The sequence below is a fragment of the Streptosporangium brasiliense genome (assembly GCF_030811595.1).
In the GTDB taxonomy this organism is placed as follows: Bacteria; Actinomycetota; Actinomycetes; order Streptosporangiales; family Streptosporangiaceae; genus Streptosporangium; species Streptosporangium brasiliense.
Genome location: NZ_JAUSRB010000002.1, coordinates 6,848,378 through 6,861,744, shown reverse-complemented (window position 1 = coordinate 6,861,744; position 13,367 = coordinate 6,848,378). Strand labels below are relative to the sequence as shown.

The window sequence follows — 13,367 nt, the reverse complement described above, 5'->3', positions numbered from 1 at the left end:
CGTGACGATCGTTGGCGGCGGCCGAGCTCCTGACGGGTTGGCCTGTCGGTAAGGATGGCCCCACCAACCGCCATCTGTGACATTCCCGCAGGTAGACAGGAGTGAGGGAACCGTCTCACACGGGGAACTAGTCGATGACGCTGTCCGTCGACCTGGGCCGGGTGGTCGGGTGGAGCCTTCATTCGCGTCCCGTCAGGAAGGTGTGACAGTGATGCGCCAGCGGAGCGGCGTCCCCGCCGACCCAGCCAAGCAGCGCAGACCCGCGGCTGCGCTGGAAGGGAAGACCGACGTAGTACAGACCGCTCACCGGGCTGATGCCCCCCTCATGCACGGGCCGGGAGTCGGTGAGCGCACCGGGGACCTGTATCCAGGAGTAGTCCGGCCGATATCCGGTTGCCCAGATCACGACGGACGGCGTCACCTCCTCCCCCAGAGCGGTGCGAAGGGTCCGGCCGGTCGTCTCGACGATCCGGTCGACGATCCGGACTCCCCGCCGCCGCAGCACGCGTGGTCCCAGCCCGATGAGCGGATCCCGCGCCTGGACCCGCCGCCCGAGCCGCCCGGTGACCGGCGCACGCACAATCCCGAGGGCATTCAGCCAGCTGAACACATCGGAGCCCAGGATCCGCTGCGGCATCACGGGTTGACGTGCGCCCAGGGAGATCGTGACAGGTCGGCTAGCCGCCAGCTCGGCGGCGATCTGGACCCCGGAGTTACCGCCGCCCACCACGAGAGCCGGGCCGTCGGGCAACGATTCGGGCGAGCGATAGTCCGAGCTGTGCAGCGACGGGATCTGCAGGTGCGTCTCCGGCACGAACGGAGTCTGGAACGGTCCGGTCGTGACCACGACCGCAGGCGCGTGGTGCGTCCCTCGGTCGGTGACCGCGACAAACCCGTTAGAGGTACGGCGGAGCGACCGGACGTGCGCGTCATGCTCCACCGGCAGTTCGAAGTGCTTGGCGTAGGCAGCCAAGTAGTCGGCCACTTCGTCTCTGGCCGGGTAGCGGCTGCCTGGACCGGGGAAGGCCAGCCCTGGCAGCGAGCTGTGCCGCGCGGAGGTGAACAACCGCAGCGAGTCCCACCGCTCCCGCCAGGAGTCACCCACCCGCGCCCGCCCATCCAGCAGCAGCACCTCGTGCCCCGCCCGCCGCAGCTCGTAGCCCATAGCCAGTCCAGCCTGCCCCGCACCGATGATAAGAATCTTCGTCACAACGCCAAGCCTGGCCCTGAGGCGGACACTGCGGCTTGAACGAACCCGCCGTCATACCCAGCGCACATCCCGCGCCAGCTCTGACGGCGAGGCGCCGAACATCCGGCGAAACACCCGGGTCATGTGCGGCGCGTCGGCGAAGCCCGCCTCATGCGCCGCCTGCGTCAACGACCGGCCCGACGACAGTAGACCCATCGCGCGGCGCAGCCGCTCCCACAGCACATACGGCCGGAACGGCACCCCGAGCTCCTCGCGGAAGAGCCAGGACAACCTGCTTTCCGACAGGTGTACGGCTCGCGCCACCTCGCCCAGCCGTACCCCGCCGGGCAGCAGGTCCTCGATGACATCCGCCGCTGCGATCAGCGCCGGATGTCGCGGATCGGGAGGCGGCGCACCGGTGACCGCGGCGACCAGAGCCTCCGCCGCTGCGACCCCGTCCGCCTGGACCCGCTCGCCGAGCTCGATCCGCCAGGTGGCGGCGTTGCCGTCTCGACTGGCGACCGAGGCCGGCTCCATCAGCACGACCAGACCTTCCAGCGTCCCCTCGACGATGGCGTGTGGTGCGTTCGCGGGGATCAGGGCGGCGGAGCAGGCGTGCTCGATGCCGTCCGATCCACGCAGGACCAGGCCGTCGCCGACGAGCAACTGCACCGCGTGGTGGGCGTGCAGGCTCCCGGGGTCGATCTGGCCGCGGTAGTACAGCCGCCCTGGAGCCATCGCCACCCAGCCGCGCCCTTGCATGGGATCCATCCTGCCCGAACGCCGAGCCAGCGCGGACACCGGCTGAGCCGGTCTCAGAGGTCGGGAGGCCAGGTTTCCGCACATGACCGACGTGCCTTACAACCCCCGAATACTTGTCAGGCAAGTTCCCAGTCCTGCACGTGCCTTACATGCCTGACGGTTCCTCGGCACCCCAGATAACCGAGGTAGCAGATAGCCACAAATGGGTAGAAATCAAACGACTTGCTTGGTGTTGCGGGACAGGGGGGTGAAGCCACGGGCTGCCTGCGCGCCGGGCTCCGTCCGGTCTCCGGTCTGCCACTGGCGTAGCGGGCTCGGCGATCGGTGTCGCCAATGGCTCTCGACAACGGGAGGCGGCCATGAACGAACGATCCTGGGAGCGTCTGGGAGCGGCCAGCGGATTGGTGGCCGCGGTGCTGCTGCTGGCGGCCTTCGTGACGGCTCCCAGCCCTCCCGGGCTGGACGCGTCCGCCGCCACCATTATCGGCTACCTCGGCGATCACCGGGTGGGGATGCTCACGGCCTCCCTGCTGGTCACGCTGGCCGCGGTGGCGTTCTTGTGGTTCGTCGCCCACCTGCGGCACGTGCTGCAGCGGGCCGAGGGCGGCGCGGAGGCGTTCTCGCCGGTGGTGCTGGTCTCCGGGGTGAGCCTGGCCACGGTGTGCGCGCTGGGCATGGTGCCGCTCACCGCGCTGGCCACGTTGATCGCCCGGCCTGTGGGGCTCGGCGAGTCCGAGGCGGTGCGCGTCCTGTACGGCATGCACCAGCTCTCCCTCGGACCGGTCGGCCTGCTGGTGGCGCTGTTCGCGGTGAGCACCGGAGCCGCCATGGTACGCCGGGAACTGGCGGGACCGTGGCTGGGCTGGCTGGGCATGATCGTCGCCGTGATCGGCCTGGTCGCGGGCGTCAGCAGTTTCTTCGCCGCTCTGTCCGGGACCGCGATGTTCCTGGCCTACGCCATGGGCATCGCGTTCGCGCTGTGGCTTGCCGCGGCCTCCGTGGTCATGCTGCTGCGTCCGGAGGTGGAGCGCGTCACCACCGCGCGCGGGGTCTTCGCCCGCTGAGCGCCCGTTCCCGGTGATGATCCGCCGGGATTCGGGATCCGGGACCTGCCCGGCTGAAGGTGCTCTCGGCCCTGGCCGGAGCTTCCGGAGTACCGGATCCGGCGGCCTGCGGTATGTCGCTCCCGCGTGGCGCTGGGTCAACGGGCACGGACGCACCCGCGCGCCTCTACGGTGCGCGAAAGCCACGGGAGGTGGGCCATGAGGCTGACCGGGCAGGAATGGTGGGCACTGATCCACGGCGTGGTGCTGGGCGGGCTGTATCTGCTGGCCTTCGCCGGTGGGCTGGCGGAGTTGTACGGCCTGCGGCCGCACCTGGTGACCGCCCAGGGCCTGCGGGCGCGGATACGCCGCCTGAAGATCGGTACAGCCACGATGGCGACGGTCACCTGGCTGACCGACATCACGGGCACGTGGATCGTCTATCCGTGGTATCGGGACCCGGCCCCCGGCAGCCCCAGGTCGCGGCTGCTGGCCTCCGAGAGCACCGCGGGCTGGCACGAGTTCGCGATGGAGTGGAAGGAGCACATCGCATGGATCAGCCCGATCCTCGCGACGGCAGTGGTGTTCATCGTCTTCTCCCTCGACGCGGACCTCGTCCACCACGAGCGGGCGCGCCGGACCGCGATGACGCTGTTCGTCTTGGCCTTCGTCTTCGCCGCGGTGGCCGGGCTGCTGGGCGCACTCATCACCAAGGCCGCGCCGGTCGCATGAGGCACAAGAGGCAGGAGGGACACGATGATGACCAAGCCCGACGCCGAGCGGCGGGTCCCCGGCGCGCCCAAGCCGGAGGGCCCGATCGCGGCGGCGGTCCTCGCCGCCGGGGCGGGCTCGGCCGCGCTGGGCCTGCTCACCACGCTCGCGGAGGCCAGCACCGCCGTCAAGAAGTGGCTGACCTGGAGCGACGCGGTCGGCCCGCTGTCGGGCAAGACGACCGCCGCCGTGCTGGTGTGGCTGGTGGCCTGGCTGGTGCTGCACCTACGCATGCGCACCGGCGTGTACGAGACCCGCCGGGCCCTGGCCGTCGCCCTGGTCCTGATCGGCCTGGGCGTGCTGGGTACCTTCCCGGCCTTCTTCCAACTGTTCGGCTGACCACCCCCGACGGTCCGGGCGATACGGCCGAGGCCTGCCTGCCCGGTCGGGTTCACGCACCCGGCAGGCGGTGCTCATCCATCCGAGCGCTGCCCTGCCGCTGCCCGGTGGGCGGTGTCCCGCGGTGCCACCGAGGCCAGAACGCGGGAGTGCGGGCGGCATAGGGTTCCCACTGGTCGCGGTACCGGTCGGCGACCTCACGCTCCTCGCTACGGGCCAGCCGCGCATACACGAACACCAGGATCGGAAACATGATCAACGTGGGGATGGTCGGCCACTGCAGGAGGAACCCGATCATGATCAGTATGAAGCCGTCGTACTGCGGGTGCCGGACCTGCGCGTACGGGCCGGTGGTCGCCAGCCGGTCGTGCTGAGCGGCCTCATGCAGCACCTTCCAGGCCGCGGAGATCAGCCAGAACCCGCCGCCGATCGCCAGATAACTGGCCAGGTGGAACGGGCTCAGGTGCGGATCGCCCGTCCAGCCGATCAGGTCGTTCCACAGGTGCCCGCCGGCGTGGGTGTCCCTCAGCAGCGGAAAGCGCGATCCGAGCCAGCTGCCCAGCAGATAGACCGTCAGCGGAGCGCCGTACATCTCGGTGAACAGCGCTACCAGGAACGCGGTGTAGGTGCCCATGGCCCGCCAGTCCCGCCTGCTGCGCGGGTGGAAGAAACTCGCGGCGAACACCACAAATAGGGCGGTGTTGAGCACCACCAGCGGCCACAGGCCGTATGCGGCGTCCGCCATCACGTCCTCCCGGAGATTGTGCGCTCTCCGCGGGCCAGAGCGCTCATCCGCCGCTGGTAGGTGGACGAGCCGATCTGGCCGTGCAACCGCAGGCCGACACACCACCGCTCGGCGGCCTCCAGGGCCGCGCGCCGCCCCCGCAGCCGGGCCAGCGGAGGACAGCGGGCCTCGTCAGTTGTGATCATGCGCACCAGGTCGTAGAGGATGGCCGCCACGATCAGCGTGCCGATCAGCGTCACCACCACCGCCACCACGGCGTCCATGACGGGCTCCCGTCGCCCTGGCCGCCTATGGCCCGGCCGGACCGGGATGGTGAGGCTCGTGCTTGTCCGGCGGGTCCGCCTGGCCGGCATTTCGACTGCCGTCGCCATGGCCGCCATGCATCATGAGCAGCATCATCAGCGGGCAGGCGGAGGCGATGGCCAGCAATATGAGGATATGAGCGGGCACGCCGAGCAGCAAAGCACCGACCCAGGCGACGATGAACACGAGAGCGTATAGGCCGTAGGCGTTCTTGGTGAGGTTCATGGTAGGCCTCCTGTTCGGGAGGACGGGGCCGACTCGGCGCGCGGCCCGAGATCAGCGTCCGGTGAGGTGGCCGGAGGTGTGCAGCGCGGCCAGGCGGCGCCGGTAATCCTCCTCGTCGATCTCGCCGCGGGCGAACCGCTCGGCGAGCAGTCGCTCGGGCGTGGGCCCGGCAGGGGTGCGGATACTGCCCTGAGGGCGGTTCAGGGCACGGACGAGCGCGACGACGGCGGCGATGACCAGAGCCCAGAACAAGATCATGCCAACGGACATCGCCCCCCAGCCCCACCCGCTGAGGTCATGGTCGTACCAGGGCATCATCGCTTCCCACCTCCCGGGGCGCCGCCGCGGCGGGCACAACACCCGCCGTACCGGTCTTTTCTCGCCACTGCCACGCTCTCACCGTTCCAGCCGTATACGCAGGGGCCGAAAGTCCCTGCCCGCGGGGCTGTTCGGCCTCCCCTGCAGGGGGTGAGGATTTCCCCTGAGGAATGGACGGCTCGCCGCGGGCATGCGCGGGCTGTCCGCAGCCGTGCTGATCACTGAGCCGGACCGGCTCTTCGGCTCCCCGGCAGGTCGGGTGGGGGACATCACCGACTGGTACGGCGAATGGGTCGCCATCCGCCGACACCCCATCAGCGATGAAGCCGCCAGGCGCAGTCTGGTGAACGTGGTCGCGGCCCGAACCCTGGACGATCTCGCGGGGAAACTGATCGAGCAAAGCCACATCGAGGACGTCCCTGCCGGCGCCCGTCATCTGCGTGCGGTGAAACCGCCCGCAGCGTGAAACACCCTTCGAGGCCACATCTGCCATCGGGTCGCCGGCCCCAGGGGCCGGCGACCTGCCGATAGCAGCCGGCCAGCGTCATGCGGCCTGTTCGGTGTCGGCTTCGCCGAGCTTGGTGAAGTCGACGTCCAGGTGGGGTTCATACGCCTCGGGCTCCGCGTCGAGCTCGTGCGTGGCGTACTGGCCGAACCGGTTGATCGACTCCGTCAGGTACGGGGAGACCTGGGCCAGGTCCTCGGGCTCGATGATCCAGCCCTCGGCCTGCAGCTGGCGCACGACCTCGGCGATGTCCAGGGTGTTATGGAAAATCACCGCGTTGGTGAGCAGGGCGTTGAACTTCAGCGTCTTCTCCTGCTCGACGGGGTCGTTGTCGGCGATCACCCCGCGGTTGCCGAAGCGCAGCCATTCGGAAAAGCCGTTGTAGGCCTCGACCTTGTTGGTGGCCGCAGTGACCCGGCGGCGCATCGCCGGATCCGACAGGTAGCGCAACAACTGCACGGTGCGGATCACCCGGCCCACCTCACGGAAGGCGGTGTAGTGGGCGTTGCGCTTGGAGCCGGAGCGAAGCCGGCGCAGCAGCAGCGTGGAGGAGATCGCGCCCTCGCGCACCGAGACCGCCACCCGCATCAGATCCTCGAAGTGGTTTTCGATCAGGTCCCAGTCAATGACGTTGGCGCCCGGCTCGCCGAACAGCGCGTCGATGTGGACGTAGCTGCTCTGCTTGCCGGGCCGGTAGAAGTTCAGGTCCTTCCAGTTGCGGATCCGGGGCATCAGCTCAAAGCCCAGCAGATGGGCCAGGCTGAAAACGGGCAGGCTCTGGCCTTGAGTGTCGGCGTGGATGGTGGTGGGCTGCACCTCGGAGGCGTTTTTCAACAACCCCTCGATGATGTAGACCGCCTCCCACACCCCGCACGGGATGAAGTGCGTGAACAGCGCGATGTAGGTGTCGGCGATGTGGTGGTAGGCGATGCCGCCGGGCTTGCCGTACCGCACAGAGGTCTCAGCGAGGAGGTTGTTCAGATAGGTGTCCATGTGGGTGCCGTCGGCCGCCACGGTCGTCCCATCCCCCCACGCCCGCGACAGGCGGTCCGGGCCAAAATCCCCAGCAGGGACCGCTCCGGCATCCGGGACCTGATCTCTTGCTCCAGCTTCTTGGCCGAGGGCCGCTGGACGTCGGCTTTGCGCCGGTTCAAGGTCGGCACACCCGTCTCGGGGTCGATCAACAGGTCCTCGTTGTCGGGATAGCTCGCATCGGCCTCCGCGGTGGCAGCGGTGAGCTTGTTGTGCAGCTGCGCGCGGAAGGCCGCCGCGTCGAACGGGCGATCGTCTCCTGCCTCGCGCAGGCCGACATCCACCAGGTAGGCCGGCAGCTTGGCCTGCACCACCTCCCACGACAGCAGCTGGGCGCTCCAGTCGGCGTACTCCTCCGAGCCGACCACCGCCACATCGCCCGTCCGCAGCTCATCGGCCAGGCCCGCGAACACCATCGCCTCGAAGTGGCGCCGCACGAACATCCCGGGCCGGGCGCGCTCCCGGATGACCTTCTGCCAGTTCTGGGTGGCAAAGGAGACATCCACCGGGCGGCCATCCTCATCGACGTCCGGGATGAAATCCCGGGCCGTCTTGTGCCGGCGGGCGTGCTCCAGGGCCTCCAGCACCCGGCGGTCGGTGCTGGTCGCGGTCAGCTCCAGCACCGAGGTGAGGTCGAACATCACCGCGCGGTCCTTGCGCAACTGCGCATACAACAACACCTCCCAGTTATCGCCGTGGTGCGCGGCGACCTTCTCGATCTGCTCGTACTGCTGAGTGAACCCGCCGAAACCGCCCACCGCGTCCTGCACCGCGCCCAAAGCACCCGCCTGCACCCGCAGGCCCCGGGCCAGCGCGAGGAACGCCGGCGACAGACGGCCGTCGAATCGCCGCAGCACCTCATCGGCGCCCGCGTGCTCGTCCAGACCCTCCAACGCCGTAAGCGCCGCCCGCGTCATCCGCGCCGCCCTGAGCTGGGCCGCATGGGCCGGCCCCTGCTCATCGACCTGCCGCAGCAGGGTGGCGTAGTTGCCGATCAACGCCTCCACCAGGCTCTGCTGATGCCTGCGGATCTCCTCCAGCTCATCTCTGGCCCTTTTGACCTTGATGGCGACGCGCTTACAGAACATCGTGGCCAGCTCGTCTCGGGCCCGCATCCGCGCCTTGTGCACCAAGCACGCCAGCACCGCCACCCGCTTGGGCGGCGCGTAATCCTTCAGCACCCCGGCATCGGCCGCGGCCGCCTCCCCGGCGAAGTCCGCGATCTTCCCCGTGGCCACCCCCTCCAGCCACACCCCGGTGTCACCGAGGCCGTCCACCCACTCCAGATGGGCCGTCTGCCTACGGAAATGCGACCAGGTGGCGCGCTTGGCGGACTGCTTGAGCCGGTTGAACAACGTCTTATTGCCGGGCCCCACATCCACCACCTCCAGCAGCCCCAGCAGACTAGCCCGCTCCACCTCGCTCATCCGGGCGCCGATACCCGCATAGATCGCATCATTGACCTCACCGCGCACGGTCGAGGCCATGGCGTCCAACGTGGAGAACGCCGGAAGCTCATATCCCGCCTCGACCAGCTTCTCCAACGCGACGTTGATCAGGTCCGCCGGGTTGTTCTTCGACGCGGCCTCGTCCCGGATCGTCTTCTCAGCCAGCGCCCGGGCCCGCACGCCGTCGTAGACCACACCGGTGCGCCGCCGCACCTGGGTGCGGTGCTGCTGAGCCGTGCGCTCCGAGGCGTACACCGGCAGCGTCCCCTCCGGCAGATCCACCACCCGCCGCACGAAGTCCACCACCACGTCCGGGACCTCCTCCCGCCTGGGGAAGCAACCCATCCGCTGATACGACTTCAGCGCCACCAGCAGCGCGAGCTGGTGCTCGTAGGAGTCGGTGCCCTCAGCCGCCCAGGCCACCTCCTGGCTGGTCGGGGAGAAGAACAGATGCAGCTCCCGTGCGCCGATCAGCCGCTTGAACCGCGGATACGCGGTCCGCTCAATCGAGGTCATCCCTGACGTCCCACTCCACCCGATACCCGCGCCAACGTGCCCACATGATCTATGCGCACGCGCGACATCGTCTCCAGTCGGAGCCAAAAGGGCAAAAAGCGCACCAGGGAACGAAGCGGTATCTAATGCTCGCCACACCGGACCGCTCGCCGCCCCAGCGACCCCGACGGGTCATCGGCAGGCCGCTGACCAGCCCGAAAGCCGCTTAACGATCATGTATTGCGGCTTTTGGGCTCACCTTGGCTGGACCCCAACCAGGTCACGCACATGGCGACCCTACCGGCCCGCCACCCGATTTCCGATCACCCGTTCGGAAAACCCTCCGGACGCCGACGTTAGCCTCGGGGGCACCGTCGGAAGACGACGGCCGAGGCGCAGTCGCGCGTGCTCACCGAAACGGCCAGGTGATCTGCGGTGAAGGGGGGAAACAGATCTCGCAGGTGGCGATGGGGCAGGCCACCGCGCAACCCGGTTGCCCGCACCAGTGCCGGGCCGCCGAAGCGGCGACCTCACCGCAGGCCGCCATGTGGATCGGGGTGGGGCTAATGGCCTCGTTCAGCGAACTACTCCTGCAAGCATCCTCATGATGGGCGCGACTCGACGCCCCGGCGGCGGCCGGTGACCGGCTGGTGATTATGCCGTGGAATGCGCGCCCACCGATACCACCGTGACCTGGCAAGCAGCCAGAGGCGTCGACCGGCGGCTGGTCCAACATCAGTTGGTCTGCTTCCAGGCGATGAGCTGGAAGAGCCGGGCGGTGTGCATATAGGGCGGGCGTGCGGTGGTGGCGAGCTCGAGGCGTTCGAGGTCGGCGTAGAAGTCCGGTTCGTGCTTGCGTGCGTCGTCGGTGATGTAGTCGCAGAAGCTGCGGATGCCGTAGTGGGCGATGTCCCGGCATCCGAGCTTTCGCAGGGTGGGGATGATCTCTTCGGCTGTGTGGAGCGTCAGCGCCGAGTTGAACATCTGGGTTCGAGCCTGATCGGTGTCGAGTGCGGCGAGCGCGGCCGCGGGGTCCATCTCCCGGACGGCGATGTTCAAGGACACCGAATGCCGGTTGATCGCCATGACAGAGACCAGGCCCCCGGGCTTCAGCGGGGCAAGTACCGAGGTGAGAGTCCCCGGGATGTCCTCCATGTATTGCAGGAGGTTGTGGCAGAGCACGACATCGAACTTCCCGTTGGCGAGGTCGCGGGGCAGATCGGTCGCGTCGGCCTCAACGCAGTTGATCAGTGCTGTCACGCCGCCTGCCGCGGCTCGCTCGGTGGCTACGGCGAGCATGGCGGGCGCGTAGTCAACGATGGTGACATGGTGCCCGCGGGCCGCGAGGCGGATGGCGTCGCCGCCGTCGCCACCGGCGAGGTCGAGGATCCGCAGCGGTTCGCCGCCCAGGCTGTCGAGGTGACGGAGCAGGTTTGCCTCGGCGATCGAGTAGCGCAGTCGGCCCCAGGGGGCGTCCTGCCACTCCCGCCAGGTGGTCATCGCGGTGTTGAACTTCTCAGGAGCTTCGGGCATCTGGCGACGATAGCGGCCTGGGTATGGGGTCCCGGTGGTAACGACGCAGGAAACAACGGATATGCAGGTCAGCGGTCAACCTTCCCAGCCGTGCTCGAAGGTCCTTAAGAAAGCTCTGACCTGCGTGTCCGTTGAAAATTTCGCCGATGTTACCGGGACTCCCAAATGAGAGGGGACAGTAGGCGCTCCACCATCACCCGCCGGTCGTGATCATGCCTTAGACAGGTGAGGCAAACCATCAGATACCTCAGTTTGGATGAGACCGCCTCAGGTTGAGTGAGACAAGACAACCAGCGCCCGGAAAAGGTATGTTAAGTCCTGTATCAGATAGAAATCTGATTCTGTCCGGTCAACGTCCCGCCCTGTGCCATCCGCATCGGAACGGCCAGTGACAATAAGAGGAGCCCGCCAAGCTCCTTAACGTAACTGGCCGTTCGGTTGCTGCTCAAGCCCCGGACCCGCTCTCGCCTGTCACTTCTTGGAGATCATGACCTCGTGGCCGTCCGGGTCGGTGGCCTTGATGTAGGTGCCCCAGGGCTCCTTCACCGGGTCGGTCACGGTGACGCCGACCTCGCGCAACTGACGCACCGTCTCGTCGATGTCATCGCAGGCGAAGGTGAGATAGGCACCCTCGCCCGGCTTCTTGCCGAACGCCTCCGCGCTGTGCAAAGTGATCGAGGTCTGTCCGTTCGGCGGTTTGACCTCCACCCAGCGCGCTCCTGGCCACATCTCGGCGTCGACGGTCTTGGTGAAACCGAGCTTGTCGACATAGAAATCCATCGACCGCTGCTGATCGGCTACGTACATGACGGCGACGTTGATATGGGTGATCATAAATTTCCCTTTGTCGGCTCGGCCGCATCGGATGTCAGCGATGGTGCACGGAACCCGGGCGGGGGCCGGGCCTGGCGCAACGCGACATGGCAGAAGTGTATGTGAGGAGTCCACGTTCGGGTGATCTGTCACTCGGTGGCGATGACTCGTTGACGGCAGCGCGGCCGGCGGCGTGGTCGACCACTTCGTCAGGAAACTCCGCCCCGGCCACGAGGGAAGCACCCAAGCTGCGTGAGGTACTGGCGCAGTCAGCGCACGGCCGAGGCGAGGCCCTTCAGCCCGCACGCCTTGGCGATCTCCCAGGTGCGTTCCAGCCGGCTTTCTCGAAGGACCATAACCGCCCGGCGGCCGGTGACATGATCCCTGGTGTGGATCGCATTTCGGCGGCTGAGCTGGTCAGCTGGTGCCGTGGGGGTTGTCGATGACGTAGCGCCACCGGCCGTCGGGGCCGCGGCGGACGACGTCGGTCGCGGTGCCGCTCATGTCGATCTCGGTGCCGTCGCTTGCCGTGCCGCGCATGGACCAGTCGACGATGAGCAGGGCGATGTCACCGGCCACGTACGCGTGTCTCGGACGAGCCTCGATCGGCAGCCCGAAGCTCTGCAGGTGCTGGTTGGCGGCGAGACGCGCGGGGCCGGTGACGGGATGGCCGGGCGCCGGTACGAGGACTGCGCCGTCCTCGTAGACGTGGTCGAGCGCATGGGGGTCACCGGCGTTCATGGCCGCGACGAAGCGGGCCACGGGGCCGTCAGAGTCGTCGGCGAGAGGAATCCGAGGCTGGAATGTGTCATGACTGTCCATGACAAAATGATCATATCACATTTCGGCCCGCCGGCGGGGTTGGCTCGGGTCCAGCGGCGATACAGGTCGCTCGCAGCGATCACCAGGTGTGCTGCCACCCCTTGCCGGAGGGGATCGCGCGAGCTCGGCCCGGAACAGCGGCGACTGGACTGGCTACGCTGCTGAGATCAGCCACCGCCGGCATACGACCAGCAGAGGAGCACCCTGATTGAGCACGCCCATCAAGATCGTCCCCTACGACCCGTGCTGGCTCGAGATGTTCGCGGCAATCCGCGACCCGATCGCCCACAGACTCGGCTCGCTCGCCCAGCGAATCGAGCATGTCGGCAGCACCGCAGTCCCAGGCCTGCCAGCCAAGCCCATCATCGACATCGACGTGGTCATCAACACCCGTGACGACCTGCCCGCCGTCATCAAGAACCTGCGTCTCCTCGGCTACCACCACGAAGGAAACGGGAACATACCGGGGCGAGAAGCGTTCACCAGCCCTGCGGATACGCCTTCGCACCATCTCTACGCAGGCTCACCCGGCAAGACGAGCACTGGCTCGACAGCTTCGAGATCGACCCGATCGCCTGGGACGACGGCCACGACGCAATCACCAACGGCCAGTACCGCCTGTGCGCGCTGCGCGCCGCCGGGGTCCTCGCCTGCTCCGTAGACGGCCGGCACGTCCCCGACGACGCCTACTCCAGCCCGGTGCACGCCTACGAGCACGCCGGCCAGTAGTCCCCGGGTGATTTCCACCGGATTTGCCTGACCCGCACTGATACAAGCCCGTTCCGTTCGTTGATCACTTTCGCTACGGTTCGTGCGATCCTGACCGATGACGGTGTGGGGACGATCGATGTCAACCCAGATGTTCTCCGAAGACCAGTTGGAGCGGTTGCGGTCGTAACCCGACATCGGCCGGGACGACCTGATCCGGTATGTCGCCCTGACATGCCGCCCCGACCAGACCGACCAGGCGTGGTGTGTGACCGTGCTGATCAACGCTGTCGTCACCTGTTATCCACCGGGTACT

15 protein-coding genes and 1 pseudogene are annotated in these 13,367 nt (G+C 67.8%); 5 read left to right on the top strand and 11 right to left on the bottom strand.

Annotated elements, in window-relative coordinates:
• Window positions 1-178 precede the first annotated feature (178 nt).
• Window positions 179-1,210 carry a flavin-containing monooxygenase gene (locus tag J2S55_RS40075; protein ID WP_306872043.1) on the bottom strand — a complete coding sequence of 344 codons (1,032 nt, stop codon included), beginning with the start codon at window positions 1,208-1,210 and terminating at the stop codon, window positions 179-181.
• A 51-nt stretch (window positions 1,211-1,261) separates the two neighbouring features.
• Complete coding sequence (locus J2S55_RS40070) at window positions 1,262-1,951, bottom strand: helix-turn-helix transcriptional regulator (protein ID WP_306872042.1); 690 nt, start codon at window positions 1,949-1,951, stop codon at window positions 1,262-1,264.
• Window positions 1,952-2,310: 359 nt separating this feature from the next.
• On the opposite strand from J2S55_RS40070, the gene J2S55_RS40065 reads away from it, so the two are divergent.
• The 3 genes from J2S55_RS40065 to J2S55_RS40055 all read left to right on the top strand — a co-directional run bounded on the left by J2S55_RS40065 (window position 2,311) and on the right by J2S55_RS40055 (window position 4,104).
• On the top strand, window positions 2,311-3,015 hold the full coding sequence (locus J2S55_RS40065) for a hypothetical protein (protein WP_306872040.1): 705 nt from the start codon (window positions 2,311-2,313) through the stop codon (window positions 3,013-3,015).
• Window positions 3,016-3,213: 198 nt separating this feature from the next.
• On the top strand, window positions 3,214-3,726 hold the full coding sequence (locus tag J2S55_RS40060) for a hypothetical protein (RefSeq protein WP_306872038.1): 513 nt from the start codon (window positions 3,214-3,216) through the stop codon (window positions 3,724-3,726).
• 24 nt (window positions 3,727-3,750) lie between these two features.
• Window positions 3,751-4,104 (top strand): hypothetical protein, encoded by a 354-nt coding sequence (locus tag J2S55_RS40055; protein WP_306872034.1) that lies wholly within the window; start codon window positions 3,751-3,753, stop codon window positions 4,102-4,104.
• Between the two features lie 52 nt (window positions 4,105-4,156).
• On the opposite strand, the gene J2S55_RS40050 is transcribed toward J2S55_RS40055, so the two are convergent.
• Genes J2S55_RS40050 through J2S55_RS40035 form a run of 4 tightly spaced genes read right to left on the bottom strand, consistent with a single transcriptional unit; the run spans window position 4,157 to window position 5,695 of the window.
• Complete coding sequence (locus J2S55_RS40050) at window positions 4,157-4,849, bottom strand: methyltransferase family protein (protein WP_306872031.1); 693 nt, start codon at window positions 4,847-4,849, stop codon at window positions 4,157-4,159.
• On the bottom strand, window positions 4,849-5,112 hold the full coding sequence (locus J2S55_RS40045; RefSeq protein ID WP_306872028.1) for a hypothetical protein: 264 nt from the start codon (window positions 5,110-5,112) through the stop codon (window positions 4,849-4,851). Before J2S55_RS40045 ends, J2S55_RS40050 begins: the two co-directional genes overlap by 1 nt.
• Before the next feature lie 25 nt (window positions 5,113-5,137).
• Window positions 5,138-5,377 (bottom strand): DUF2933 domain-containing protein, encoded by a 240-nt coding sequence (locus J2S55_RS40040; protein WP_306872025.1) that lies wholly within the window; start codon window positions 5,375-5,377, stop codon window positions 5,138-5,140.
• Between the two features lie 51 nt (window positions 5,378-5,428).
• The gene (locus J2S55_RS40035) at window positions 5,429-5,695 is read right to left on the bottom strand and encodes an SHOCT domain-containing protein (RefSeq protein ID WP_306872023.1); all 267 of its coding nucleotides are present in this window, start codon (window positions 5,693-5,695) and stop codon (window positions 5,429-5,431) included.
• Window positions 5,696-5,885: 190 nt separating this feature from the next.
• Between J2S55_RS40035 and J2S55_RS40030 the strand changes: the two genes are divergently transcribed.
• Complete coding sequence (locus tag J2S55_RS40030) at window positions 5,886-6,161, top strand: hypothetical protein (protein ID WP_306872020.1); 276 nt, start codon at window positions 5,886-5,888, stop codon at window positions 6,159-6,161.
• 78 nt (window positions 6,162-6,239) lie between these two features.
• Here the strand turns inward: J2S55_RS40030 and J2S55_RS40025 are convergent.
• The 5 genes and pseudogenes from J2S55_RS40025 to J2S55_RS40005 all read right to left on the bottom strand — a co-directional run.
• Window positions 6,240-7,247, bottom strand: a pseudogene (locus J2S55_RS40025) (Tn3 family transposase); the annotation flags it as partial.
• On the bottom strand, window positions 7,178-9,196 hold the full coding sequence (locus J2S55_RS40020; RefSeq protein ID WP_306872017.1) for a DUF4158 domain-containing protein: 2,019 nt from the start codon (window positions 9,194-9,196) through the stop codon (window positions 7,178-7,180). The gene J2S55_RS40020 and the pseudogene J2S55_RS40025, both read right to left, overlap by 70 nt.
• A 714-nt stretch (window positions 9,197-9,910) precedes the next feature.
• Window positions 9,911-10,708: a class I SAM-dependent methyltransferase gene (locus J2S55_RS40015; protein WP_306872015.1), complete on the bottom strand. Its 798-nt coding sequence runs from the start codon at window positions 10,706-10,708 to the stop codon at window positions 9,911-9,913.
• A gap of 471 nt (window positions 10,709-11,179) precedes the next feature.
• On the bottom strand, window positions 11,180-11,542 hold the full coding sequence (locus J2S55_RS40010; protein ID WP_306872013.1) for a VOC family protein: 363 nt from the start codon (window positions 11,540-11,542) through the stop codon (window positions 11,180-11,182).
• A gap of 396 nt (window positions 11,543-11,938) precedes the next feature.
• On the bottom strand, window positions 11,939-12,343 hold the full coding sequence (locus J2S55_RS40005) for a YybH family protein (RefSeq protein ID WP_306872011.1): 405 nt from the start codon (window positions 12,341-12,343) through the stop codon (window positions 11,939-11,941).
• A gap of 208 nt (window positions 12,344-12,551) precedes the next feature.
• Here J2S55_RS40005 and J2S55_RS40000 point away from each other — a divergent pair, with 208 nt between their 5' ends.
• Complete coding sequence (locus J2S55_RS40000; RefSeq protein ID WP_306872007.1) at window positions 12,552-13,004, top strand: GrpB family protein; 453 nt, start codon at window positions 12,552-12,554, stop codon at window positions 13,002-13,004.
• Window positions 13,005-13,367: the final 363 nt, after the last annotated feature.